Source organism: Sphingomonas yabuuchiae, from assembly GCF_001477495.1.
In the GTDB taxonomy this organism is placed as follows: domain Bacteria; phylum Pseudomonadota; class Alphaproteobacteria; order Sphingomonadales; family Sphingomonadaceae; genus Sphingomonas; species Sphingomonas yabuuchiae_A.
Genome location: NZ_LDTF01000009.1, coordinates 31,539 through 52,996, shown reverse-complemented (window position 1 = coordinate 52,996; position 21,458 = coordinate 31,539). Strand labels below are relative to the sequence as shown.

At 65.1% G+C, this 21,458-nt stretch carries 23 protein-coding genes and 1 riboswitch; of the genes, 9 read left to right on the top strand and 14 right to left on the bottom strand.

Going from position 1 to position 21,458, the window contains the following annotated elements; all coding sequences use genetic code 11:
- Nucleotides 1–74: 74 nt before the first annotated feature.
- The 6 genes from NS355_RS03360 to NS355_RS03330 form a co-directional block, all read right to left on the bottom strand.
- Complete coding sequence (locus tag NS355_RS03360; RefSeq protein ID WP_058744385.1) at nucleotides 75–800, bottom strand: ImmA/IrrE family metallo-endopeptidase; 726 nt, start codon at nucleotides 798–800, stop codon at nucleotides 75–77.
- Complete coding sequence (locus NS355_RS03355; RefSeq protein ID WP_058744384.1) at nucleotides 797–1,138, bottom strand: hypothetical protein; 342 nt, start codon at nucleotides 1,136–1,138, stop codon at nucleotides 797–799. The genes NS355_RS03360 and NS355_RS03355 overlap by 4 nt, the downstream gene beginning before the upstream one ends.
- Nucleotides 1,135–1,656 carry a sigma factor gene (locus NS355_RS18535; RefSeq protein ID WP_153008015.1) on the bottom strand — a complete coding sequence of 174 codons (522 nt, stop codon included), beginning with the start codon at nucleotides 1,654–1,656 and terminating at the stop codon, nucleotides 1,135–1,137. Before NS355_RS18535 ends, NS355_RS03355 begins: the two co-directional genes overlap by 4 nt.
- A 194-nt stretch (nucleotides 1,657–1,850) precedes the next feature.
- Entirely contained in the window at nucleotides 1,851–2,339 is a 489-nt protein-coding gene (locus NS355_RS03340; protein WP_153008014.1) for a hypothetical protein, read from the bottom strand.
- A 52-nt stretch (nucleotides 2,340–2,391) separates the two neighbouring features.
- Nucleotides 2,392–2,910, bottom strand: coding sequence for a hypothetical protein (locus tag NS355_RS03335; RefSeq protein ID WP_167345391.1), 519 nt, complete (start codon nucleotides 2,908–2,910; stop codon nucleotides 2,392–2,394).
- A gap of 62 nt (nucleotides 2,911–2,972) precedes the next feature.
- Entirely contained in the window at nucleotides 2,973–3,239 is a 267-nt protein-coding gene (locus tag NS355_RS03330; RefSeq protein WP_058744379.1) for a hypothetical protein, read from the bottom strand.
- Between the two features lie 493 nt (nucleotides 3,240–3,732).
- Between NS355_RS03330 and NS355_RS03325 the strand changes: the two genes are divergently transcribed.
- Both NS355_RS03325 and NS355_RS03320 read left to right on the top strand, forming a co-directional pair.
- On the top strand, nucleotides 3,733–5,937 hold the full coding sequence (locus NS355_RS03325) for a S8 family serine peptidase (RefSeq protein WP_244489538.1): 2,205 nt from the start codon (nucleotides 3,733–3,735) through the stop codon (nucleotides 5,935–5,937).
- Between the two features lie 128 nt (nucleotides 5,938–6,065).
- Complete coding sequence (locus NS355_RS03320; protein ID WP_058744377.1) at nucleotides 6,066–6,734, top strand: hypothetical protein; 669 nt, start codon at nucleotides 6,066–6,068, stop codon at nucleotides 6,732–6,734.
- 55 nt (nucleotides 6,735–6,789) lie between these two features.
- On the opposite strand, the gene NS355_RS03315 is transcribed toward NS355_RS03320, so the two are convergent.
- Nucleotides 6,790–7,425 (bottom strand): hypothetical protein, encoded by a 636-nt coding sequence (locus tag NS355_RS03315; RefSeq protein WP_153008013.1) that lies wholly within the window; start codon nucleotides 7,423–7,425, stop codon nucleotides 6,790–6,792.
- Nucleotides 7,426–7,559: 134 nt separating this feature from the next.
- A complete protein-coding gene (locus tag NS355_RS03310) occupies nucleotides 7,560–9,323 on the bottom strand; it encodes a MobA/MobL family protein (RefSeq protein WP_167345390.1) in 1,764 nt (587 codons plus the stop codon).
- A gap of 403 nt (nucleotides 9,324–9,726) precedes the next feature.
- Between NS355_RS03310 and NS355_RS03305 the strand changes: the two genes are divergently transcribed.
- Genes NS355_RS03305 through NS355_RS03295 form a run of 3 tightly spaced genes read left to right on the top strand, consistent with a single transcriptional unit; the run spans nucleotide 9,727 to nucleotide 12,100 of the window.
- Nucleotides 9,727–10,383 carry a hypothetical protein gene (locus tag NS355_RS03305; RefSeq protein ID WP_058717458.1) on the top strand — a complete coding sequence of 219 codons (657 nt, stop codon included), beginning with the start codon at nucleotides 9,727–9,729 and terminating at the stop codon, nucleotides 10,381–10,383.
- A gap of 11 nt (nucleotides 10,384–10,394) precedes the next feature.
- The gene (locus tag NS355_RS03300) at nucleotides 10,395–10,610 is read left to right on the top strand and encodes a hypothetical protein (RefSeq protein WP_153007018.1); all 216 of its coding nucleotides are present in this window, start codon (nucleotides 10,395–10,397) and stop codon (nucleotides 10,608–10,610) included.
- Nucleotides 10,610–12,100: a hypothetical protein gene (locus tag NS355_RS03295; protein ID WP_058744374.1), complete on the top strand. Its 1,491-nt coding sequence runs from the start codon at nucleotides 10,610–10,612 to the stop codon at nucleotides 12,098–12,100. Before NS355_RS03300 ends, NS355_RS03295 begins: the two co-directional genes overlap by 1 nt.
- 163 nt (nucleotides 12,101–12,263) lie before the next feature.
- Here NS355_RS03295 and NS355_RS03290 read toward each other — a convergent pair whose 3' ends face one another.
- From NS355_RS03290 to NS355_RS03275, 4 genes are all read right to left on the bottom strand, one after another.
- A complete protein-coding gene (locus NS355_RS03290; protein ID WP_058744373.1) occupies nucleotides 12,264–12,647 on the bottom strand; it encodes a response regulator in 384 nt (127 codons plus the stop codon).
- Nucleotides 12,648–12,652: 5 nt separating this feature from the next.
- Nucleotides 12,653–14,422 (bottom strand): PAS domain-containing protein, encoded by a 1,770-nt coding sequence (locus NS355_RS03285; protein ID WP_058744372.1) that lies wholly within the window; start codon nucleotides 14,420–14,422, stop codon nucleotides 12,653–12,655.
- Nucleotides 14,423–14,611: 189 nt separating this feature from the next.
- Nucleotides 14,612–14,980: a DUF190 domain-containing protein gene (locus tag NS355_RS03280; RefSeq protein ID WP_058717470.1), complete on the bottom strand. Its 369-nt coding sequence runs from the start codon at nucleotides 14,978–14,980 to the stop codon at nucleotides 14,612–14,614.
- 26 nt (nucleotides 14,981–15,006) lie between these two features.
- A complete protein-coding gene (locus NS355_RS03275) occupies nucleotides 15,007–16,365 on the bottom strand; it encodes a voltage-gated chloride channel family protein (protein WP_058744371.1) in 1,359 nt (452 codons plus the stop codon).
- Between the two features lie 23 nt (nucleotides 16,366–16,388).
- Nucleotides 16,389–16,465, bottom strand: a riboswitch (Fluoride riboswitch).
- A 164-nt stretch (nucleotides 16,466–16,629) separates the two neighbouring features.
- Here NS355_RS03275 and NS355_RS03270 point away from each other — a divergent pair.
- From NS355_RS03270 to NS355_RS03255, 4 genes are read left to right on the top strand one after another with little or no spacing between them, the layout of a single operon-like run.
- Nucleotides 16,630–16,995: a DUF305 domain-containing protein gene (locus NS355_RS03270; RefSeq protein ID WP_206543616.1), complete on the top strand. Its 366-nt coding sequence runs from the start codon at nucleotides 16,630–16,632 to the stop codon at nucleotides 16,993–16,995.
- 1 nt (nucleotide 16,996) lies between these two features.
- Nucleotides 16,997–18,436: a YncE family protein gene (locus NS355_RS03265; RefSeq protein ID WP_058744370.1), complete on the top strand. Its 1,440-nt coding sequence runs from the start codon at nucleotides 16,997–16,999 to the stop codon at nucleotides 18,434–18,436.
- A 1-nt stretch (nucleotide 18,437) separates the two neighbouring features.
- Entirely contained in the window at nucleotides 18,438–18,947 is a 510-nt protein-coding gene (locus tag NS355_RS03260) for an RNA polymerase sigma factor (RefSeq protein ID WP_058744369.1), read from the top strand.
- Complete coding sequence (locus NS355_RS03255; RefSeq protein ID WP_058744368.1) at nucleotides 18,944–19,714, top strand: anti-sigma factor family protein; 771 nt, start codon at nucleotides 18,944–18,946, stop codon at nucleotides 19,712–19,714. The genes NS355_RS03260 and NS355_RS03255 overlap by 4 nt, the downstream gene beginning before the upstream one ends.
- 51 nt (nucleotides 19,715–19,765) lie before the next feature.
- Here NS355_RS03255 and NS355_RS03250 read toward each other — a convergent pair whose 3' ends face one another.
- Nucleotides 19,766–20,278: an MgtC/SapB family protein gene (locus NS355_RS03250; protein WP_058717475.1), complete on the bottom strand. Its 513-nt coding sequence runs from the start codon at nucleotides 20,276–20,278 to the stop codon at nucleotides 19,766–19,768.
- On the bottom strand, nucleotides 20,275–21,342 hold the full coding sequence (locus NS355_RS03245; RefSeq protein ID WP_058744367.1) for a sulfite oxidase: 1,068 nt from the start codon (nucleotides 21,340–21,342) through the stop codon (nucleotides 20,275–20,277). The genes NS355_RS03250 and NS355_RS03245 overlap by 4 nt, the downstream gene beginning before the upstream one ends.
- Nucleotides 21,343–21,458: the final 116 nt, after the last annotated feature.

Below are 21,458 nucleotides of genomic sequence, written 5' to 3'. Positions count from 1 at the left end.
GCGCTTAAACGGCCGTTCCGCTTTCCACCAGTGATTGCAGCAGGCTGGGCTTTTTAGACGGCCGTCAGCTGCCGTTACACAGGGGCAGTGATGAGAGTCAGCCTTCGTCCTGAGGCAGCATGAGCCGTTTCGCAACGGAGCCGTATGCCGCTGAGGTTTCGACCGCGAAAATGACGGCACGCAGGCGCCGACCATTGCTTCGGTTGGGATCCGGGTTTGCCGCCTTGTTCGTCCATTCGGGCATCAAGCCGCAAATGCCACCCTTTGGGGAGAGCAGCCGACCGCTTGAACCAGCGGTGCCCATCCGGCTCGTCGACGATGAGGGCGAACCGGCCAGCGTGGATGTCGGCTAGTCGCAGCGCCGCCGCTAATATGCTCACCTGAAATAGCCGAGCGATACCGTCCATCAACGCGATCGACATCGGTGCTTCTGCCATCGACGGCGCGAGCATGGAGCGCGGCATCAGCAAATCCGCGGCGTAACGATCGGCCTCGCGCTCGCAGGTGTCAGCTTGCGCATTCCCCGACGCATCGTGACAAAGCAGCCGCTGCCCATGATGATGGTGCCAATGACCAAGCTCGTGCGCGACCGAGAAGCGTTGGCGCACGCGGCTTGCCCTATCGTCGACCGTTATGATCGCCCGGTCACCTATGCCGACGATCCGTGCATCACCTTGCGGCAGTGGACGATAGCGAACCCACGCGCCGACGGACCAGGCGATCACCTCGACGTCGATCTCATCCGGTTCGGTGATGCCGAGATTCTGGAGCAGCTGTTCCGCCGGCGACAGGCTCGTCATTTCAGCTGGTCGGCATTCATCCGTTCGAGTTCGGCCAGATCGTCGATCAGCGCGTCCCAGTCGTCGGGATGGGTGCCGCGTGCGGCCAGGGTCAGCGGCGTGTCGATGTCGCTCGCCATCGCTTTCTGCAACTCAGCACGGAGCCGGGCGCGATCGATCGGTACGACGGACGCGCCGGCGTCACGGTCGAGCAACGCGCGGATGTCATGAAGCCGCGCCTTCTTCACCTTCAGTTCGGCGGCATCGAGCTCGGCGTGCCAGTCGTCGAGGTCAGGTTCGTCCCCTTCAACAAATCCATCGAGCAGGCGCAGCCGGGCGAGTTCGTCTTCGTTGGTCATGACACCGTCTTTCCTTTGCCGATGCGACCGATCGCGCGGTTCATTCTCTTACGAAGGGCCGCAAGCCCCTTATCATCGACCCCGAACTGGTTCTGTAGCTCCTCACCGCGTTTTCCGGCGATGACGGCATCAAGCAAAGCGAGCAATCGTGGGTCGGAACTAAGCGCCTCCCGGATGCCTGCGATCGTGCGTCGAGCGTCGATCGGATCGTGCGTCATCTGCTCGAACGAGGGCACGTCGTTATTCAAGCTCGCCGCGTCCAAGTCGTCGTACAGGACCAAGGTCCGCCCTTCGGCCTCGGCGCGATAGTCATCGCGGATCATGCTGCGCATGACCCAGTTGAGGAACGCGACGATGTCCCAGCTTTGGCGGCACTTGCGGCGACCATCGAGCGCTCGGCAGATCGCCTCCTGGCGAAGATCGGCGGCGAGCAGCCGCTGATTGCGGACAAGATATTGCGATCGCAGGATAAGACGTTGGTATTGATCCTTTGTCAGCGCCTGCAGGCGTTCGCGCATCTCGTCGACCGTCAGGTGAGGATCGTCATCGACGTCCTCGGCGACGGGTGCTGGATCGATCGATGAGATGGTGACCTCCTCATACCCTATACGGACAAGGCGGCATATTCGGACACGAAGGTAACAATTTTATTGGCAGGTGTCCGAATTCGCTGGTTCGTCCGTATAGGGTGATAGACCTCGGCCAGGGTCCGTCAGGCGGCCTGCGCCCACAGCGTGCACTGCGCGTCGTCATACTGGACGCCCGGCCGCATGACCTGCCGGGTCAGCCAGGCGCTGGCGCGTTCGATGCCGTCGCTCAGATCGTCGGCCGGCTTGCTGTCGATGTGCACGATCTCGCGTGGTGCGAGGCGGAAGTGCCCGCGCACATGGGCCTGCGGCAGGATCAGCCCGCGGTTGCCCGCCTTCGAGAGCCACAAGTGACAGCCGCTCTGGATGTGGCAGCGGCCATCGCGCGGTAGGAACAGCGCGATGCCGGTCAGCGCCGGGGTCGGACGGTTGCGAAATTCGAGGTGCAGCAGATCGGAACTGGTTTCTACGGCATGGCGGCCCATCTCGATCTTGTCCTCGATCCCGAGCGGATCGCCACCGGTGATGAAGACGCCGGGCTTAAGCTTACGGTTGCCGAGCAGCAGCTTGACGATGGCGCGGGTGACGGCGGCTTCGATGGTCGTGGTCATCATTCTATCTCCTTGTTTCATCCCCGCATCGGGGCCGTTCATCGTCTCGTTCATCTCAACCCTGGTTCTCGCTGCGGCAGGCGCGCACGATCTGGGCAGCGGCGCACTCCAGCCCGGCGGCGCGGTCCCACAGGCAGTTCCAGGGCAACCGGGTGCCGATCTCGACCCCGTGGCGGCCGAGCTTCACCGACAGCCCGCCACGAGCGGGGACGAGATGCAGCCCCTGGTCGCGGTCGCGATAGAAACTGAGGTCCGTGAGCAGCAGCGGGCCGGTAATCGAGCGCAGCGCGACGTCGACGCGGACGGGGTCGATCGTCTCGGGGTGAAAACCGTGCTTGATCAACATCGTGTCCCGCCTGCGCGTCGCGGAGCAGCGCAGCAGCGCCTGATCGAACAGCGGCTCGGTAACGGGGGTCATTGCGATGATGACGTTATGGTCGAGGCATTCGACCGCCCCGGGCAGGCCGGAGTTGCCGAAGAGCGGCGCGGGTTCGTCGCAGCCGAGGGCTGCGAGGGCATAGTTCATCAGCGCGACCGAGGCGCTCGGCAAAACATCGTGGATCATGAGAGACATGAGACCTTTGTGGACGTACGTGATCCCCGGACCGGCTGGTCCGGATCAGGCCCCTTCGATTTTCATCTCTCGTCAGGGCTTCGCTCGGCTCCGGCCGATCTTCCCTTCCTCACGCGGCAGCGGTCGCGGCCATCGCGAAAGACGGTGTTGCCAATCGAGGCATAAGCCCAACCGTCGAGCGTCCGCGCGCTGTCCGCGATGGTGCCGGAGCGATGGATCGCGGCGGCCGGGCAATAGACTTCGGCCATGGCCGGCACCCAACCGGCGATGGTGCCGGCGGGCTGGCGTTGCCACCATTGTCCCGCGATCAGGGCGGTCAGCAGCAGCACAGCGCTAGGCGAATCACCATGGGCAAGCGGCGTCGCTTCATTTTCTTTCCTTCAGCAGATTGTCGCTGCTGAAGAGGCTAAGCATCTCAAGATACGGCCGATTATGCAGTCAGAAGCGGCCCAGCTTGCCGCATGTTGCAGCAACCCGAACCTCAATCCTGCACGGCGGGACTTGGTTCGTTAACGGGTTCCGCCTACACAAGCCCGGTTCGCCAGCAGGCGGACCGAGGCGTGGAAACCTCGTCAAAGAGAGCCGTACGCCCGGTCGAAAGAGATTTCGGCCGGGGAGCGGGTGCGTATGTCCAGAGCTTCAGCTTAAAGGCATCCGCGCCTGTCTCTTTGCAGGTTTCCAATCCCCGGCTCACGGGCCGGCATCGCCTCGTTTCACGGGGCGGTGCCGCCGGCTGGGGAAGCCGATGCATCGCCCGACACGGGGGTGCGTATGGTTGCGGGACTTGGCCGCCAGTGGCGGAATGCTTTTCAAACATCATCGGTGATTTCAGCAGCCATGCTGCTCGCGGCCTGTGGCGGCGGAGGCGGTGGAGGCGTTAACTCGTCCGGATCGATCCCGACGCCTGCCTCTACGCCGACGCCCAGCCCGACACCGACGCCGTCTCCCACGCCAACCCCACCGCTCAGCGCTGCCGATAGCGCCGAGTACAAGGCGTCCGCCGCGGTGGTCGGCGCCAAGGCCGCCTACGCCTATGACAAGGGCATCACCGGCAAGGGCGTAACCATCGCGGTCATCGACACCGGCATCGCCACCAGCAGCGCCGAGTTCGCCGGCCGCATCTCGCCCGACAGTATGGCGTTCGCGAACAAGATCGCACGTTGCGCGACCTGTGCACCAGAGACGGTGACCTTCCCGCTCGACGATGTGCAGGGCCACGGCACCGAGGTCGCCTCCGTCACGCTGGCCGCGAAAAACGGCTCGGGCGTGCACGGCGTCGCCTATGACGCCACACTACTCGCCCTCAAGATCGCCGGCCCCGATCTCGAAGGCGTCACCGCCACCTCCGTCATCAAGGAGGCGGACAGCGCTAATCCGATGAATATCGCCCCGGCGATTGCCTATGCGGTGGAGAAAGGCGCGTTTGTCATCTCGCTGAGCCTGAACGGCGGGGCAGCCGGTCAGGCGGCGACCGAACAGCGCAACGCGATGGACGGCGTCGTCAAAGCCGACCGGCTGCTCGTACAGTCCGTCTCCAACTTCGTCGACGACAAGAGCGCCGCACCCGGCACCATCACCCGCAATCTCGTTGGCGGCGATCTGCAAAACAAGGGCAACTTCCTGTTCGGCATCCGTGTCGACAGTGCGCTGCGACCGCCAAGCGGCAATGGCCTGCCCGGCGAGCTTGCCGACCGGACGCTGGCGGTCGTGGCGGTGGACGTCAGCGTCGTCGGCAAGGACGGGCAAATCACCACGGTCACGGGCAACAGCTTTGCCGCCCCCGCGATCGCCGGGGCGGCCGCGCTGCTCAAGCAATACTGGCCGCAACTCGGCGGCAAGGCGATCTCGCGCATCCTGCTCGATACCGCGACCGACCTCGGCGACAAGGGTGCCGACCAGATCTTCGGTGCTGGTTTGCTCAACGTCGAGGCCGCGATGAAGGCTCAAGCACCGGCCAGCGCCTTTGCCGCCGCCAACACGGTGCTGGCACGTTATTCCTCGCTCAGCCTCTCCGGTCCGTTCGGTGACGGTGGCCAACTAGCCGATACCGTCACCCGGATGACGGTGTTCGACCGCTATGGCCGTAACTTCGCCATGACCGGTAGCGCCGGGCCACGCAGTCGGGGATCGGGGTTGCTGGCAGGCGCGATGCTGGGGACGATCGATCCGCCTGGGCTGGCCACCACGGCCAACGACGCAAAGTTCGGTTTCATCTCCGCTGCCACCGGTCCATGGGTCGCGGCGCGTTCCGGTCGCCCGGCCACCTTCGCCTTCTCGCCTGCCGCAGGTCAGACCGTCAGCTTCAGCGCGAATGCCGCGATCGGGCAAGGCGCAGGCATCGCGGGTTCTGCCCTGCGCGGTATCGTCGCCGCGCCGGTCGGTACGTCATCGTCGTGGAGTGGCAACGGTTGGTCGGCAGGCTTGGCTTCCGGCGCGTCGCGCGACGGCCGCTCTGCTTTGCGCAGTGTCAGTTTCGCAACGCCGCTGGGGCTTGGTGTCGAGCTGTCCGACCTGACTGAACGCGGTCAGGTGCTGGGACTGCGCGGCCCCGCTGGATTTGCCCTCTCCGGCAGCCGGACTACGCTGGCCACCCTGACCGCCAGCCGCAGCGTTGCAGGCGTCCTGCTGTCGGCTCGGGCCACAGCCGCCGCCACTCGGATCGCTGGCGGATCGGACCTGCTGCGCTTCACCGGCCCGATGACCGGGACGGCCTTCGCGCTCGACGCCGCGCATCGCCTCGGCGGCGGTACCGTCACGCTCGGTCTATCATCACCGCTCCGGCTCGAGCGCGCCCGCGCAGTAGTCGAGGCGCCCGTCGCCTATGACCTGATGACCGGCGTGCTCGCCACTCGCCTGACCAGCGTCGACCTGACACCGACCGCGAGAGAGATGGATGTCGAGCTCGGCTGGTCGGCCGCGCTGTCGCCCAGCTCGTCGTTGCGGCTCGGCTTCGCCCATGCCTTCGACGCCGGCCACGTCGCCGGCGCGCGGGACACCGCAGGCTTCGTCGCGCTGGTGCTGCGATGAGGCTCGCCGTACGGGCCCGCTCGCCACCGGCAAGCACAGCCCACCCCTAGAAACACACCCCCAACGGACCTGCCACGCCGGGACGCATCCCGGCGAACGAACCCGCGCGTCCAGAAGAAGGACATGACATGATGACGAAATTCACCGCCGCCGCCGCGCTGGCGCTGCTCACCGCTTGCGGATCGGCCTCGGTTGCCGAGCAGGAGGCCGCGGCGCAGACGAAGACCGCGGCCGCACCGCTGACGATCGCGGGCATCCGTATCGGCATGGCCGCGCCCGAGGTGCAGGCGACGCTTGCCCGTACCGGATGGAAGGTCGAGACGTCGGCGGGCGAGGATTGGGCCGCGACCGTCGACCACGAGGCCAAGCGGCAGCGCGACGTCTTCCCGATCGAGGAGCCGAAGAACGGCATTGCGGTGATGAACGCGACGAAAGGCGACGAGCGCCTGACCGTCGAGTTCCAGCCGATGCCGACCGGTGACGCCGTCAAGTTGGTAAAATACGTCGCCCCCGCCGCCGGACGGACGCCCGAGCAGATCGCCGCCGAGATGGTCAAGCGCTACGGCAAGCCCGAAACCTCGCAGGTCGCCGCCTCCATCTACGAGGCGAATTGGTGCACGGGCGGCGACCGGTGTCGTCAAATCTGGGGCAATCCGCATCAGGGGCTCGAGGTCAGGCTCGACGTCTATGGCAAGCTGAACATCTCCCTGTCGCAAGGCGTGGCGGCGGAGCGGGCATGGCAGAATGCGGTCAGCCGTGCGGTCGGTGGAGGTACGGACCCGAAATCGTCGTTCTGACGCGGTTCGCCAATCCGGCTAAAGACGGGGCGGCATCGCCGCCCCGTCCACATGATCAGGCGGCGACCATTTGCTCCCACCCGTTGCGGAACGCGCCCCATTCCTCCGCCCACAGGCGGTGCGTCGTGTCGGCGAGATCGGGGTGCTCCGCGGCCCAGCCGCTCGGCGTGTGCTGGCGCGCGAGCATGCAGATATGAACGTGCGGCAGGGCGCGGCTGAGTTCATCGCCGGGGGCATGCGCCACGACTACGCTGGTCAGCGAGCGGCCGCAGGCGAGATGGATCGCGGCGTAGCTGGTCGCCATGTCGAACAGATCATGGATCGGCGTGCTGATATCGCCGCGCACCGTCAGCACACCGGCGAGCAGACGCTGGTGCGGGCGGACGGCGCGATCATATTCGTCGAGCAGCGGCGCCAATGCCATATCGCCGACTCCCCGGGCGAGCACGAGCCGATGCTGACGGGCGGTCACCGGGATGCCGCAGGTGGTCGTGCGCGCGGCGCTGGTCGGCTCGACGGGCGCCATCTTCGCGCGGAGCAGCGCGGCCGCGCTATTCGCCTTCTGCTTGGCGCGAGGACGCAGCAGGGCATAGCCCAGTTCCTCGCACCCCGGCTCGCGCACGTCGAACAGCGTATCCATCACTTGCGCGGGACTCAGCCAGCCGGGCGCCACGTTCGTCTTCGTCTTCATATCATTTCCAGTCCGGCGGCGCGGGGCTGCTCGCGTCGCCTTCAGGTCCATTTCACCATCATGGTGCAGCCGACAGGCTCCTTTCCCGTTTCATCCTCAGGCCATGGTTCGCCTGATATCTTCGTTTTTCGCCATCAGCGTTCGGGGCCACGTGGCCGGGACGGCGAGCCGGGTCCGACATCGCTCGGCCCTTTGCTCAGTATCGGGGGCTGCCGCCGTGCCGTCGGTGCAGCGGGATCGACTGTGATGGCGGGCGTACGATCCGCAGGTTGCGGTGGCACAACCACTTCCGGCGTAATCGGTGCCGGAGGGTCAGCAGCCATGATTGCGAGCCGCCGCTGGGTTTCCGCGGCCAATGCGGGATGCTCAACTGCTCGGCGCTCTGCAACGGACAGGCCGATGGTGTCGATCGTCCATCGACCGTTGGCGTCACGGCTCGGCCTGGCGTCCAACGCGGCCAATTTGACGAAGGTCTGTGCATGGATGCGGGCGAGGGCTTCCACCTCCCGCTCACGCGCCGCCTCCACGAGGCTGACCTTCGGTTCGAGCGGGATGTTCGGAGGAACCTCGACCCGACGGTCTGCGGCATGAACTGACGGCGGCAACGTCGGAACGCACGTGTGATGCGCGCGGACGATCGCCCGGCATCGTTCGAGACGATCCTTCACGCCGCCACGGAGCTGTTCCAGCCGCATGGCAGTGATTTCGACTATGCCGACACGCTGGCGAACGGCCCGAAGACGGTCCGCCGCGGTCTTCCGGATCGCCGTATCGACATCACGGGCGCGCTGATCCGTCGCATCGATCAGGGCACTCGCCGCGGCAAGATCGGCCTCGATCGCCGCCTTCGCCTTGGCCAAGGCGTCCTCGTGACGGCGCAGGCGCTGACGGATGGCACGATAATTCAGCCAGTTCGTCAGGTGGGCGTGGCAGAATGCCAGCCGCCTGTTCTGTAGGCCCAGCACCTTCCCAATGGTATCGGCTTTGTCGGTCAGGCGATCTTTGGCGACATCCTGCGCCACATGAGCCCTGGCGATAGTCTGAATACCGTCGCCGAACCGGTCAATCATCGTCTTCAACCGGACCAATCGGGCATACCCCGCTTCTGCATCGGCGAGCCGCCGGATGACCCAATTCTGCTTCTGGCCGATCTTCGGCGCAGGCGGTGCCATGCCCCGCGCACGATTGGACAAATGGGTGTAGCGTTGCCCGCTACCGTTAGCCCGCAGCGTCGCGTTGATCGCGTCGACCACCAGCTTGCGCCGCGTCGCGATGCCCTCGGGCGTGTTGACATCGCTCACCTTCGATACGGCGAAGCGCCAGTCGTATGGACCGAGGCGCGTGGCGGGCCGCAGCGAATAAACGATGTGGACATGGTAGTTGCGCACGTCACCTTGCGGATCAGGTTTGTGCATCGCGACCGTGTACGGCAGGCCACGCTCGTCGAAATACCGGCAATAGCGACGGATCATATGACGACGCTGGCGTGCGTTAGCCGAGGCAGGTAGCGCGACGATCTCGGTCACATAGACGTTGGCATTGGCGCGGTCGTGCCTCTCGAGCGCCTCGCTGGCCCGGTGGAACGCGACGAGCTCGTTGCGGTCCTGCGCGATCGTCGACCACCAGCCGGCCTCGCCGCCCTCGAGCGCCTCTTCGCGGGTGATGTACTGGGCGGCGCGCTCGCCTTCGCCGGTCCGCCAGCGACGCCCGGTCTTCGACGCAAAGCCGCGCGCGGTCATTGCGAAATGCACCGACCGGGTGCCCGATGCCGCGCCTCCCGTCAGCAGCCGCCCACGGATCGCCTTGCCGCCAAGCCGATAGAATAGCTTGTGCGGCGCGCGCCCTTTGGTGCGCGGTCGTTCATGCTCGGCGACCGTGACCCGGACGCCCTTGGTCATCGCCCGCTCGCGATCCTCGCGGGCACGGGCGCGCTTGTAGCGCCGGGCCGAGGCACGCTCTTCCGCCGCCTCGATATGGACCGCCCGCGTCGCACGGTTGCGCGCGCTACGCGCCGCCGCCAGTTGTGCGGCGACGGCGGGTGCGCCTTTCCGGAGCGTTGCAAGCTTCACCACGTCGACCCTTCTTCCCGTCATGGTGGGGGGGTGGCGCAGAGCAGTTTTCGGGGGCGTTTAGCCCCGAAATACACTTTATCGCGCACCACCCCCCACTCCTTCACCCCTTCGCTCTATCCTGGGCCCATGGGTGGTGCCGTCTACCTACCCGTAAGGGCCGGCGCCGCCGTTCGACTTCGTCGGGGTAGGTCGACGGTAAGCTGCTCGTCGTCGTGACACGCCGTTCGGCATGACCCATGACGACGAACGCAAGCGAGACTTCGCCCGGCTCCGGGCGGCCATCGATGGCACCAGCCAGCAACTCGAGGCGAAGATCGCCGCCGAGGACGCGCAGCTTCGCGAGCTCCAGCGTCAGGCACACGCCATGGACAAGCGCCGCGGCGGGCCGGGGTCTGCAGACGCGCGCAAATACGCCTTGGGGTCGGTGCTCGTGATGCTCGGGCTAGGCGAGGTCGACGACACCGCGCTTCTCGGGCTGCTCAGCCACTCGGACCGGATCCCGCGGCTCATCGATCGCCTGCCGCGCCATGATGGCGACACCAGCTTTGCGGGGCAGGTGAGGGCGCTGCTGGCCGATCCGGCCATCGGGCCGTGGTGCCGCCAATGGGGCCGAGTGCTGCAGTGGCGGCAACGTGCGCCGCTTTACCGCGCCGAGGTCGAGCGGTTCATCACCTCGGGGCGGACCGGCCCCGATGAGCGCTGGCGCAAGCGCGACATCACCGCCGCCCAGCTTTTCCTCATCCGAACGCTCGAAGAGCTGCTGGGCGTCACCTTTCCCGATTCCACCGAAACCCCCGCGACCCGCGGCGACGCCTTCGACTGGATCCACGCCCACGGCGGCAACCCGACGTACTGGCAGGAGCCGCCCCTGCCGACCGACCTGTGAAAGGAATGACCATGATCGATATGCCCGAAGACCTCGACGACGCGTTCGAGCTGTTCGACGAGAAATCCGCTGCGCTCGCCGCCGCCGTGACGGCCGTCGAGGACGATCAGAAGCGGGGCCGCAGCGGCATCACCGCCTATGCCAAGGCCGCGATGCTGCAGCGTGCAATGCAGGATTTCGCATCGCGTCTGCAGGCACGCATCGATCAGGAACTGGGGAGGCTGTGATGGACCTGTTGCTCCCCAGTCGAGATGAGCGGCGACGCGTCCGCACCGCCCGCGAAGAGGAAACTCGCCGCCGCCAGAAGATCGCCGCCGCGAGCAAGACGCTGACCATCCGCGATCTACCCTCGCTCGTGCGGCTCGTCGTCACCAGCCGCGAGATCGACCCGGACGCGGCAATGGCGTGCCTGTACCAGGAATATTACTATGGTGGGGTCGCGAGCGACGATTTCGCCGGCCGCATCTTCGATCCGGCGCTGACCGATCTATCGCGGCTCCCAATGGGGGTGCTCGACCAGAAGGAAGAGCTGTTGCCCGGCAAATACGTGCCCGACAGCAAAGAGGATCTGTCCGACCTCGCCCTGCGTATGATCACCAGCAAGCGGGATCGAAATCTCGTCGATACCGTCGCCGAAGGCTGGCCGGGGGGAGGCAGCGGCATGAGCCGCTTCACCGCCCATATCAACAATCTCTGGCAGATTCGGAGCGATCATCGGCCGCTGTATCGCTGGCTGGTGACGGGGCACCACCGTCGCGTCACTCAGGCTCTTCATGCTGACCTCATCGCGTCCGGCGACAAAACGATGATGGGGGATACCCGTGACAAGGTCATATCGGCGCTGGAATGCCAGACACTGCTCTGGTGCGCGCATGACGTGCAGATGATCCTTGCCCGTAATGCCAAGGCCACCTCGGCCCCGCTCGGCGATCTGCTCTCTTCCGACAAGACGGTCGTCGAACCCGCCGCCGTGCTGCGGAGCGCGCGAGAGATGCGCGAGGCGTTGGTGCATCTGCTCGAACTTTATCGTGCCCATCGGGATGCCGAAACCGACCAAGGTGCTGACAACCCGCTCGTCAGGGAAAGCGGATTGATGCGCCGCCTCCGGTTGCAGGTCGAACGGGAAGCAGGCGAGCGAGGGATCGATCCGCGACGAGCTGCCGGCAAAGTCGCCGTGCTGATGGAGAGCATCGCGAAGCGGCTTGAGGGCGCCAATGACGCCTTCCTCCAGCAGTTGGTCGCGCCGCGCGGTACGCATTCCGGCCAAAAGAGCTTTCACCCGATGTGGTTCTCCGGCCTGTCGCCCCTGGCGGCATCGAGTGTGGCGATCCTGCGCTATCAACAGGCGGAAGCGCAAGTGGAAGCGTTGATCCAGGAAGTTCTGCCCGTTCGGGGCAACCGGCCGCTCGTTCGCCGGGCCATGGCACTACCGGCCTTCGATCGTCGCGACATGCCGAAAGGCTGGCAAAGGCGTTCCAGGGATTTGCTACAAGCGTGGCGCATCACGGTGCTGAACGACAAGGACCTGCATTCTCGGGCGCGTGATGGCGACGCCCGCGAGGAGCTGACGGGCAAGCAGCCGATCAATGCCGCTCTGGCATTCCTTGATCGGGCCGGCGACCGACAGATCGGCGATGATCATGGCGATCAGTATGACGTGCGCCGGACCTTCTACCTGCTCGACGTCCTGCCGGAGCATCGCCTGACATGTGGGTAAGGCGCCGATCAAATCCATTCCCGCTTTTCCATCTCCGACCAGGCGTTTTGGGAATGGGCAATCGGGAACAGGTTTAGAGAATGGGCCTGCCACCGGACAGTGAATCGTACCGTTCTAAGGTCCAATTCTCGCAACATGTTCGTTTTTGGGAAGATAGCTTAGGCTAAGGCGTGACGGGGCTTTGCTCGATCTGACGCATGACCCGGTGCAGGTCGAAAGGTTTAGGGAGGAAAGTCGCCTTCTGCGGCAAAGCATCCTGCGGGATCGGGACGTTACCTGATACAACGAACAACAATGTCGGGGGAAATCGCTCGCGAACATAATGAGCGAGCTTTAGCCCATCCATCCGCCCGCTCGCCATTGCGTCGATCAGTACAACCCGGATGTCTTTGCGCTGGTCAAGTATGTCCATCGCCTGGTCGGCATCCTCGGCCTCGTACACGCGCCATTCACGCTCTTCAAAGAAGGCGATCATGTCAAAGCGCACCAGCGCCTCAGGCTCGACGATGAGGACCGTGTTGCTGCCGATCGGATTGCTCTGACCCATACTCTCTACTCGCCCGTGGTCGCGGCATCACTCAGCCGCGCCTCCAGTTCAAACGACAAACCTTCCGGTTTGTAATGAGTTGCCGCCCGCCCCCTGAAATATGATTTGAGTGAGCGTTCGATCAGGGTCGATCCGAAACCTCTGCGTTGCGGTGGTGAAACCAACGGGCCACCCTGCTCTTGCCAGCAGATCGACAGGGTGGCGTCGGCACCTTTGCCAGCGATGTCCCATCCAAACGTCACCGTACCGCTATCGTTCGACAGCGCGCCGTATTTGGCCGCGTTCGTTGCCAGTTCATGCAGCGCCAGCGCGAAAGCGACCGTCACCTCGGCTTTCAGGTTTACCCTTGGGCCGTCGAGCAGGATGCGTTCGCCAATTGCGCCGTGCGGTGCTAGCGCGCGCGTTGCAACCTCACACAGGTCGGCCGAGCGCCAGGAGGTGCCAGTCAGCACGTCCGTGGCCGCGCCCAGCGCCACGAGCCGTGCGCCGAGATCGTGGCTGGCAGAGGCCATGTCAGGGGCGGTTCTCAATGTCTGTTGGGAGATCGACTGGACGACCGCCAGCACGTTCTTGAGGCGATGTGCCAGTTCGCCGTTCATCAGGCGCATATCGTCTTCGGCATGGCGCCGTTCGCGAAAGTCGCGGGTCACGGTGCCGTAGCCGATCAGCGTTCCCATCGCGTCGGTGACCGGAAATACGGAATAGAGGACCGGGATCAGCTCGCCGGTGCGGAAATGCTGGAAATCCAGCTCGCCGGCCCAGTGGCCGTCGCGGTCCACCGCCGGCAGCACCTCGCGCATGACCGTCTCGATCCGATCGTGTGGGAAGAAGTCGGCGATGGTCAGTTGCGTGATGTCGGCATCCTCCAGACCGACGAGGCGCCTCGCCGCATCGTTCACGTAGAAGACGCTGCCGTTGGTACGGGCCATGCCGATGAAGTCGGTGCTGTTCTCCGCCAGTCGCACGAAGCGGTCGCGCTCTTCCTCGCTCGCGCGCAGGTTCGTGATATCGCGGGACACCGACAGGATGCGGTTGGGGCGCCCATCCAGCCCGGCGATCGGGCTGACCGCGACGTGCCACCATTTCGGCGTTCCGCGATAGGTGTCGGCCTTGCCGATGAAGCTGCGCGCCTCACCGCGCCTGGCTGCCTCGATCGCGGCCTTGGCTTCGGCGTTGCCGGCATCCTGCCAGAAGTCCGGCCACGGACAGCCGACGACCTCATTGAAGTCGCTAATCTCCATGACATGCTGTCCGCCTTCGCTCATGAAGGTCAGCTTGCCGTCGAGGTCGAGGACCTTGATGCAATCCGTTGAGCTGGCCAGCACGCCGGACAGGAAGGCCTGCCGCTCGACCGCCTGCCGCTCGCTTTCGACAAGCTCCTCGTTGAGCCGCCGTGCCCGTCGCAGGGATTCGCGCAACTCGGCGCTCAGCATGACAATGCCAAGCATGACGATGAGGAACAGGGATGCCGCCACCCATTGCTGCCGCGGCACCCAGGTGGGATGCTCGATGGTGCCGAGGGATGCGATGCCGGTGGCTGCCGACAGAAAGGCTGCAAAAATCCCCGGCCCTTTGCCCGCCACCAACGCGATGGCGATCGTCGCAGGAATGAACAGCAGCCACGGCAACGTGTCCGGTACGAACAGGACACGTCCCCAGCCCACGGCAAGGATCGTGATCGCCGCGAGCAGATACCGGACCACGATCGGGAGCTGAAGGTGGAGTGACCAGGCTACGATCCGGTCGAAGAAACTGACAGGCTGGGAACGGATCATTAGGGCGTCCAAGGGCGGACAAGCCCCCTGGCACATCCTCATCCGCCATTTAGCAAAGCCGCACGCGGACGGGAATATAGCTGCTTGGACCGCAGGTTGACTGTCAGTCTCAAATACCATCCTAATGGGAAAGCCTCGGCCATCTTGCTGGTCGTTTCCAACCGGGAACGCCGATCAGGCTCTGGTTCGCTAAGTTTTGCGCCTGATCGTCCAATGCTCCAGTTGCTTGTAGACGATCACTTTGTCGCCAAGCAGATCGCCATGCCGCCGACAAAATAAGTCGAGCTGGTCACGGTCACCGACCAGCTCTACGCAGATCGTCAGATGTGGATCGGCAATCTCCGACCCATTTTCCCGAATCGGGCCGCGATTGCTGAAGCCGTAATGGGTGTGTTGCGCGACGGCGTTGATGATGTCGTCCGCCTTCGCGGTCCGGATCAGCTCGCGATAGAGCGGCTTTGCCCCCCAGAAGCGACGTGAGCCGATCTTGTCGGAGGGCTTAAGATAGATGCGCAGCATCCCGACTTCGCGGTGCTGAACGGTGAAACGATCGGGCATGGCATGGCTTTCGGTGGGAAGCGGAATCAGGCGCGCGTGCGCCGGCGAGAAGCGCGGTGCGTGCGGGCATCGCGCAGGGTGGCGTCGGGTGTGAGGTGTGCGGCAGGCACCTTAGGCACGGCGACGCGCTGCGACAGGTAGATGCCGTTGTGGCCTGAGCAGAGGTAGGAGACGAAGCACGCGACTGCGATCGGCACCGCATAGGCCGCGCCGAACAACTCGATCCCCATGAACGTGCAAGCCAGTGGCGTGTTGGCCGCGCCCGCGAACAGCGCGACGAAGCCGATCGCTGCGAATAGCCCCGACGGTACTCCGAACATCGGCGCGAGCGCATTGCCGAGCGCCGCGCCGATAAAGAACAGCGGCGTGACCTCGCCCCCCTTGAAGCCCGCGCTCAGGGTCACGACGGTAAAGAGCAGCTTCAGCGCCCAGCTCCACGAGTGCGTATCGGGACCAAAGAAGCTGGCGATGGTCAGGCTGTCCGGTGTCGCGGCGAGCGTACCCAGGCCAAGATAGTCGCGGGTTCCGAGCAGCCAGACCAGCGCAATCACGGCCAGCCCGCCAATAACGGGTCGTAGTGGGCCATAGGGAACGAGACGCTTCAGCCATCCACCTAGCGCGTGATTGGCCTCGGCAAAGGTCAGCCCGGTCAGTCCGAAGGCAATGCCGGCAACACCGGCCTTGGCGACGACCGGCGCGTCGACCGGTATTATCGCATCGACATGGTAGACGCCGTGGTGAATGCCCCAGGCAAGACAGGTCCAGTCACCGACCAGTGCCGCGACCAGGCATGGTACTAGCGCGCGATACTCGACCCGGCCAATCGCCAGCACCTCCAGTGCAAAGACTGCGCCCGCGATCGGCGTCCCGAACACCGCGCCGAACCCCGCCGCAATCCCGGTCATAAGGAGGGTGCGTGTCGCTTCCGCATCCAGCTTGAGTGCGCGGCCGAACCCGCTGGCGAGACTGCCGCCCAACTGCACGGCGGTGCCTTCACGCCCCGCCGATCCCCCGAACAGGTGTGTCACGACCGTGCCGAAGAAGATGAGCGGGGCCATGCGCAGCGGCACACCGCCCCCCGGCTCGTGGATTTGCTCGACGATGAGGTTGTTACCGCCTTCGACCGATCGCCCCGTCAGATGATAGAGCAGTCCGACCATGAACCCGCCGATCGGCAGCAGGTAGAGCAGCCAAGGAACGGCAAAGCGAAGCCGGGTTACGGCATCGAGGCTCCACAAGAAGGTCGCGCATAGCGTTCCCACCGCTGCGGCCATCGGTACCAAAATCAAAGTCCACCGCAGCACCGACATGGCATGGGTGCGGCGATCGCGAATGAACGCTGCCATGTTGAACTGGTCGTAGAGATTGCGAAACGTCGCGCGCACGATTCCTCCTTGCTGCCTTGCGGCGCCTGGTAGGAATCATCGGCCCTTGCGAGGGCGGTTCGGCCGAATGGCCCGGCGGAAATCCATCGCCGTGCCCGACCATATGCTGTTTGACGGCGACCTGGTCAACCAACGGCAGGGTTACGATAAGACCATTGTTTTGGTGAGGATCAATAATTGGCTCACCCATGGAATAAACCCCGACGAGCATCGTCTACGCTTTCGAGACTGATGCGCCGGAGGCTTATGCATAGACGAGATTGGATGCTGGGTCTGACTGCTTTAACCCTACTCACCGGCGCAGCCGCGGCCGCCCCCGCCAATGGCTACGCCAGCATGGTGTCTGCCGCGATGGACCGGATGATGGCGGGCATGATGGTCAAGCCGTCCGGCGACGTCGACCGTGACTTCGTGGCGATGATGCTTCCGCATCATCAGGGTGCCATCGATATGGCGGTGGCGGAGCTGCGCTACGGCCATAACGAGCAGCTCAAGCGCATCGCGCAAGAGATCATCATCGATCAGCAGCAGGAGATCGCCGCCATGAAGCTGGCGATCGGTCAGCCGCTACCCCCTTCGACGCCAGCCCCTACGCAGGGCGGCGACCACCATAGCCATATGGAGCACTGACATGATCCGGACCATCCTGCGCTCGGCCGCCTTGCTGATAAGCGCCGCACCGAGCATCGCCATGGCCCAGCAGGCGCCGTGGAACGCCAGGGACGTACCCGTCAGCCACCGCGACCGTGTCTATGCATCCGAACAATTTTCCAACACAGTGTCGGTGACAGACCCGGCCGACAACCGGTTGCTCGGCGTCATCAAACTCGGCGATCCGCAGCCGATGAACTTCTCGCCGCTCTATAAGGGGCAGGTGTTGGTTCACGGCCTCGGCTTCTCACCGGACGGGAAGACCCTCGCAGTCGTGTCGATCGGATCGAACGCCGTGTCGTGGATCGACACCGCCACCAACACCGTCAAGCACACGACCTATGTCGGGCGCAGTCCGCATGAGGCGTTCTTCACACCGGACGGCAAGGAGGTCTGGGTCACCGTCCGCGGCGAGGACTATATCGCCGTGCTCGACCCTACGACGTACAAGGAGACGGGGCGCATCAAGACGCCCGGTGGTCCGGGTATGACGATCTTCTCGCCCGATGGCCGGTACGGCTATGTCTGTTCGTCGTTCAATCCGGTGCTGGCCGTGTTCGATGTCGCGACCCACGCGCAGGTCGGACAGGTGGCACAGCCAAGCCCGTTCTGTCCCAACATCGCCGCAACGCCGGACGGCAAGCAGGTGTGGTTCACGCTGAAGGACATCGGCAAGACGGTCGCATTCGATGCCAAGCCACCCTTCGCGATCCTCAAGGTGCTGGATACCGGGCCGATCACCAACCATGTCAACTTCGCCCGCACGACCAGCGGGCAGTTCGCCTATGTCACGGTCGGCGGGGAAAACGCAGTGAAGGTGTTCCGCACGTCCGATTTCGCGCCCGTCGCCACCATCCCGGTCGGCAAGATGCCGCACGGCGTCTGGCCATCGGGCGACGGCCGGCGCATCTACGTCGGGCTGGAGAATGCCGATGAACTCGCCGCGATCGACACCGCCGGCAACACGGTCGTTGCCACCGTGCCGGTCGGACAGGCACCGCAGGCGATCGCTTATGTGCCGAACGCTGTCCCGACAGGCCCCGGCACCGACAATCTCCAACCGCTCGGGACGGCCGGCAAGGCGGTGCATCTGACCATGGGGCCGGTTGGCGGCAACGGTACGGCAAGCAGCATTACCCTCTTCGACCAGGGCATCATTCAGGTCGTGCAGAGTGCCGTGACCGGTTTGCAGCCCAAAAAGCCTTACATGCTCGTGCTGACTGCCAATGCGGACGGCAGCGGTGCGGTAGAGCCGCTTGCGAACTTCATGAGCAACCCGGCAGGTGCGGCGATCGTCAACGCGTCTGGTCCGATCCGGCAGATCGTTCAGGGCAGTGCAGCGGCCCCCCGGCGCTTTTTGGCGGTCGCCGAGGTAGTGAATGGCGCACCGGGCCGCATCGTGCAGGTGCAGCGCGACTGAGATGGACCCGCTTGCCGCCGCGATCGAGCCACTGATCCCCGGTCTGCGCCGCTATGCCCGGTCGTGGTTGCGCGACCGGGCGATGGCGGATGACATGGTGCAGGATTGCCTGGAGCGCGCGGTCGGGCGTTGGCGACAGCGACGGGGTGCGGAGGTCCGCCCGTGGGTCTATGCGATCCTGCACAATCTGTTGGTCGACCATCAGCGGCAGCATAGCCGGCGAGGCACAGCGGTTCCGCTCCACCTCGTGGACGACGCCACGCTCGGCCGTCCGGCCGATCAGGACACAGGCCTACACCACCGCGACCTGCTGCGCGCCCTTGATGCGTTGCCCGAGGAGCAGCGAACGGTGCTGCTCCTAGTCTCGGTCGAGGGCCTGCCCTATGCGGAGGTCGCTGCCGTCGTCGGCGTACCGCTCGGCACGGTGATGTCGCGCATATCGCGGGGGCGCGACCGTCTGGCGACCCTCCTCCGGGAGGGTGAACGGCCGCGATTGAGGAGCGTGCAATGACCAGCCCGATCGGCGAGGACGATCTGGCCGCATGGATCGATGGCAGGTTGTCGCCCGAGCGGCAGCGCCTGGTTGACGCCTACCTTAAAGGCCAGCCGGATCTGCATGCCCGTTTGCGGGAGCAGGCGGAGCAGGCGCGAGCCCTTGCATCCCTGTTCGCCACGATCGCGGACGAACCCATTCCGGCGACGATGCGCGTGGCAGCGATCAGGGGACGGCAAAGGCAACCGCGTTGGCAACTCGCCATTGCCGCGTCACTTCTGCTGGCGTTGGGGTTTGGCGGGGGCTGGTCGAGCGCGCGGTGGAGCGGTGAACCCCGCGCGGGCATCGCGGCGCTGGCCAACGAGGCGAGTGACAATTTCCGTGTCTATGCCGCCGACCGGATACGACCGGCGGAAATCGGCCCCGACCAGCGCGCCATGCTGATCCGGTGGACCTCCGCCCGACTGGGTGAGCGCGTCACCATCCCGGACCTCAGCACAGCCGGCTATCGCTATGGCGGGGGGCGATTGGTCGCGACGCCTCACGGCCCTGCGGCACTGCTCCTCTACGACGGACCGCAAGCGTCGAAACTCGCGGTGCTGACGAGGCCCATGCAGATCGACAAGATTGCGAGCATGACCAGCACGTCCAGCGGGACCTTGGGCCGGGTCACATGGGCGGTCGATGGGATCGGCTATAGTGTGGTGGGCGAGCGACCCACGGCCGAGTTGCATCCGATCGCTGATGAGGTCCGGCGGCAGGCCGATGCCGCGCTTGTGTCCTGATAGCGCCTTGCCGCTTCTCGGCGCCGACAGGCACTGGGTAGACCGCCGAGATCACGGCTTGCGCTCGGCATCCTTCCTGTCGGCCTCGGCCGGCGTCAGGCGGGCCCGCTCGCGTATGCGGCGTTCCAGCGGCGCTCCGACGAACAGGACGAGCATTGCGAGGCTCACCCCGCCGACGATGAGCGGCCACAATGCCAATCCCGCTGCCGCGCCGATCGTGGCGGTGACCCAGATGCACGCGGCGGTCGCCAAACCATGCACTTCCTGACCCTGACCGACCCGCAGCACCGCACCGGCACCGATGAAGCCGACGCCGGACAGAATGCCCTGCATCGCCCGTCCTGCGGCATCGGCGTTCACGTTCGGCAAGCCACTATGCACGATCGCCTGCACGGCGATGCAACTCGCCAGACCGACCAGACCCAGCGTCCGCAGGCCCATGATCTGCCGGTTCTCGCGCGAGCGTTCCCAGCCGAGCACCATCCCGGCTGCGGTCGCCACCACCAGCCGGCCGATCGCATCGATCCAGAAGGTGATGTCCGATGCCGCTGATGCTTCGATCATTCGACCAGCACGTGAACGTGGTGCCAGGCGGTGCACAGGTAGCCGGCGAAGTTCCACATCGTGTCCGGTCGTTCAGGCTGACCCTGTCCAGCCTCGTCGAAGGCGCGCACGACAAGATGCTGGCGCCCCTTGCCGAGCGTGGCGTCGAGGGTCCAGCGCCGCCAGCTCCAGCGTGTCTCCGGATCATCGGCGAACGTCGCCTGTTGCCAGTCACGACCGCCGTTCACCGACACCTCGACGCGCGAGATGCGGCGATCATAGGCGATCGCATAACCCTCGATCCGCACTTCCCCGGCCGGCAGGGTTTCGCCCGAGCCGGGCGAGCAGATCGCGGCGTTGAGCGGCATGGCATTGATGGTCAGACCCTCGTCCCAGTCGACGGTGTCGCTCGTCACATCGGCGGGAAAGAGCTTGTAGTCGTGCGCCTGGATCGGTGCGTCGGAGGGCGTGTCGCGCACCTCGATCCGTGTCAGCCATTTGGCGCTGCGCACGCCTGCATAGCCCGGCACCACCATGCGGAGCGGGGCGCCATGTTCGGGCGTCAGCGGTTCGCTGTTCATCGCCCAGGCGAGGAGTACGTCGGGCTCCCGCGCCTTGCTCATGGCGATCGATACTCCGAACAAGGCTTCGCCGCCGTCCACGTCCACCTCGTCCGCGCCAGTGAAGCCCACGAACAATTCGGACGCATCCGGCGCGCCGACCGCATCTAGCACGTCGGACAGTCGTACGCCGGTCCACTCCGCATTGCCGATCGCGCCCACATCCCACGGATCGCCGGAGGTCTTGGCGACCTGCTGGAGATCCGTGCGCCGGTTGCCGGCACATTGGAGCACAGCCGTCACTGTGTGTGTGGCGAACGTGCTCTTCAACTCCTCGACCGAAAAGGAATGGCTCGCCACGCCTGTCCCGCTCACTTCGACCCGGTGATCAGCGGGCAGGTCAGGCACTGCACCATGGCTGCGCACGTAGAACAGCGCCTGCGGCGTCAGGAACCGTTCGATCAGCGCGTTAGGCGTCGGCTCGGCGTTGTAGGGATCGGATTTGCGCTCGATCATATCAGTCATGGACGAACCAACGCCGCAAGCGCGCGGATCGCTTCAAGTCTTCAAGACTGTCGCAGACGAAGGATTACCGATCGTTCCGATATCCAGATTGGAATAAACAGATCAAACGGTTGGTC

Bases quoted from the DNA above. Each gene is read 5' to 3' on its own strand.
- NS355_RS03360 (WP_058744385.1), bottom strand. From the start codon at position 800: ATGACGAGCCTGTCGCCGGCGGAACAGCTGCTCCAGAATCTCGGCATC.
- NS355_RS03355 (WP_058744384.1), bottom strand. From the start codon at position 1,138: ATGACCAACGAAGACGAACTCGCCCGGCTGCGCCTGCTCGATGGATTT.
- NS355_RS18535 (WP_153008015.1), bottom strand. From the start codon at position 1,656: ATGCGCGAACGCCTGCAGGCGCTGACAAAGGATCAATACCAACGTCTT.
- NS355_RS03340 (WP_153008014.1), bottom strand. From the start codon at position 2,339: ATGATGACCACGACCATCGAAGCCGCCGTCACCCGCGCCATCGTCAAG.
- NS355_RS03335 (WP_167345391.1), bottom strand. From the start codon at position 2,910: ATGTCTCTCATGATCCACGATGTTTTGCCGAGCGCCTCGGTCGCGCTG.
- NS355_RS03320 (WP_058744377.1), top strand. From the start codon at position 6,066: ATGATGACGAAATTCACCGCCGCCGCCGCGCTGGCGCTGCTCACCGCT.
- NS355_RS03315 (WP_153008013.1), bottom strand. From the start codon at position 7,425: ATGAAGACGAAGACGAACGTGGCGCCCGGCTGGCTGAGTCCCGCGCAA.
- NS355_RS03310 (WP_167345390.1), bottom strand. From the start codon at position 9,323: ATGACCAAGGGCGTCCGGGTCACGGTCGCCGAGCATGAACGACCGCGC.
- NS355_RS03305 (WP_058717458.1), top strand. From the start codon at position 9,727: ATGACCCATGACGACGAACGCAAGCGAGACTTCGCCCGGCTCCGGGCG.
- NS355_RS03300 (WP_153007018.1), top strand. From the start codon at position 10,395: ATGATCGATATGCCCGAAGACCTCGACGACGCGTTCGAGCTGTTCGAC.
- NS355_RS03295 (WP_058744374.1), top strand. From the start codon at position 10,610: ATGGACCTGTTGCTCCCCAGTCGAGATGAGCGGCGACGCGTCCGCACC.
- NS355_RS03290 (WP_058744373.1), bottom strand. From the start codon at position 12,647: ATGGGTCAGAGCAATCCGATCGGCAGCAACACGGTCCTCATCGTCGAG.
- NS355_RS03285 (WP_058744372.1), bottom strand. From the start codon at position 14,422: ATGATCCGTTCCCAGCCTGTCAGTTTCTTCGACCGGATCGTAGCCTGG.
- NS355_RS03280 (WP_058717470.1), bottom strand. From the start codon at position 14,980: ATGCCCGATCGTTTCACCGTTCAGCACCGCGAAGTCGGGATGCTGCGC.
- NS355_RS03270 (WP_206543616.1), top strand. From the start codon at position 16,630: ATGCTGGGTCTGACTGCTTTAACCCTACTCACCGGCGCAGCCGCGGCC.
- NS355_RS03265 (WP_058744370.1), top strand. From the start codon at position 16,997: ATGATCCGGACCATCCTGCGCTCGGCCGCCTTGCTGATAAGCGCCGCA.
- NS355_RS03260 (WP_058744369.1), top strand. From the start codon at position 18,438: ATGGACCCGCTTGCCGCCGCGATCGAGCCACTGATCCCCGGTCTGCGC.
- NS355_RS03255 (WP_058744368.1), top strand. From the start codon at position 18,944: ATGACCAGCCCGATCGGCGAGGACGATCTGGCCGCATGGATCGATGGC.
- NS355_RS03250 (WP_058717475.1), bottom strand. From the start codon at position 20,278: ATGATCGAAGCATCAGCGGCATCGGACATCACCTTCTGGATCGATGCG.
- NS355_RS03245 (WP_058744367.1), bottom strand. From the start codon at position 21,342: ATGACTGATATGATCGAGCGCAAATCCGATCCCTACAACGCCGAGCCG.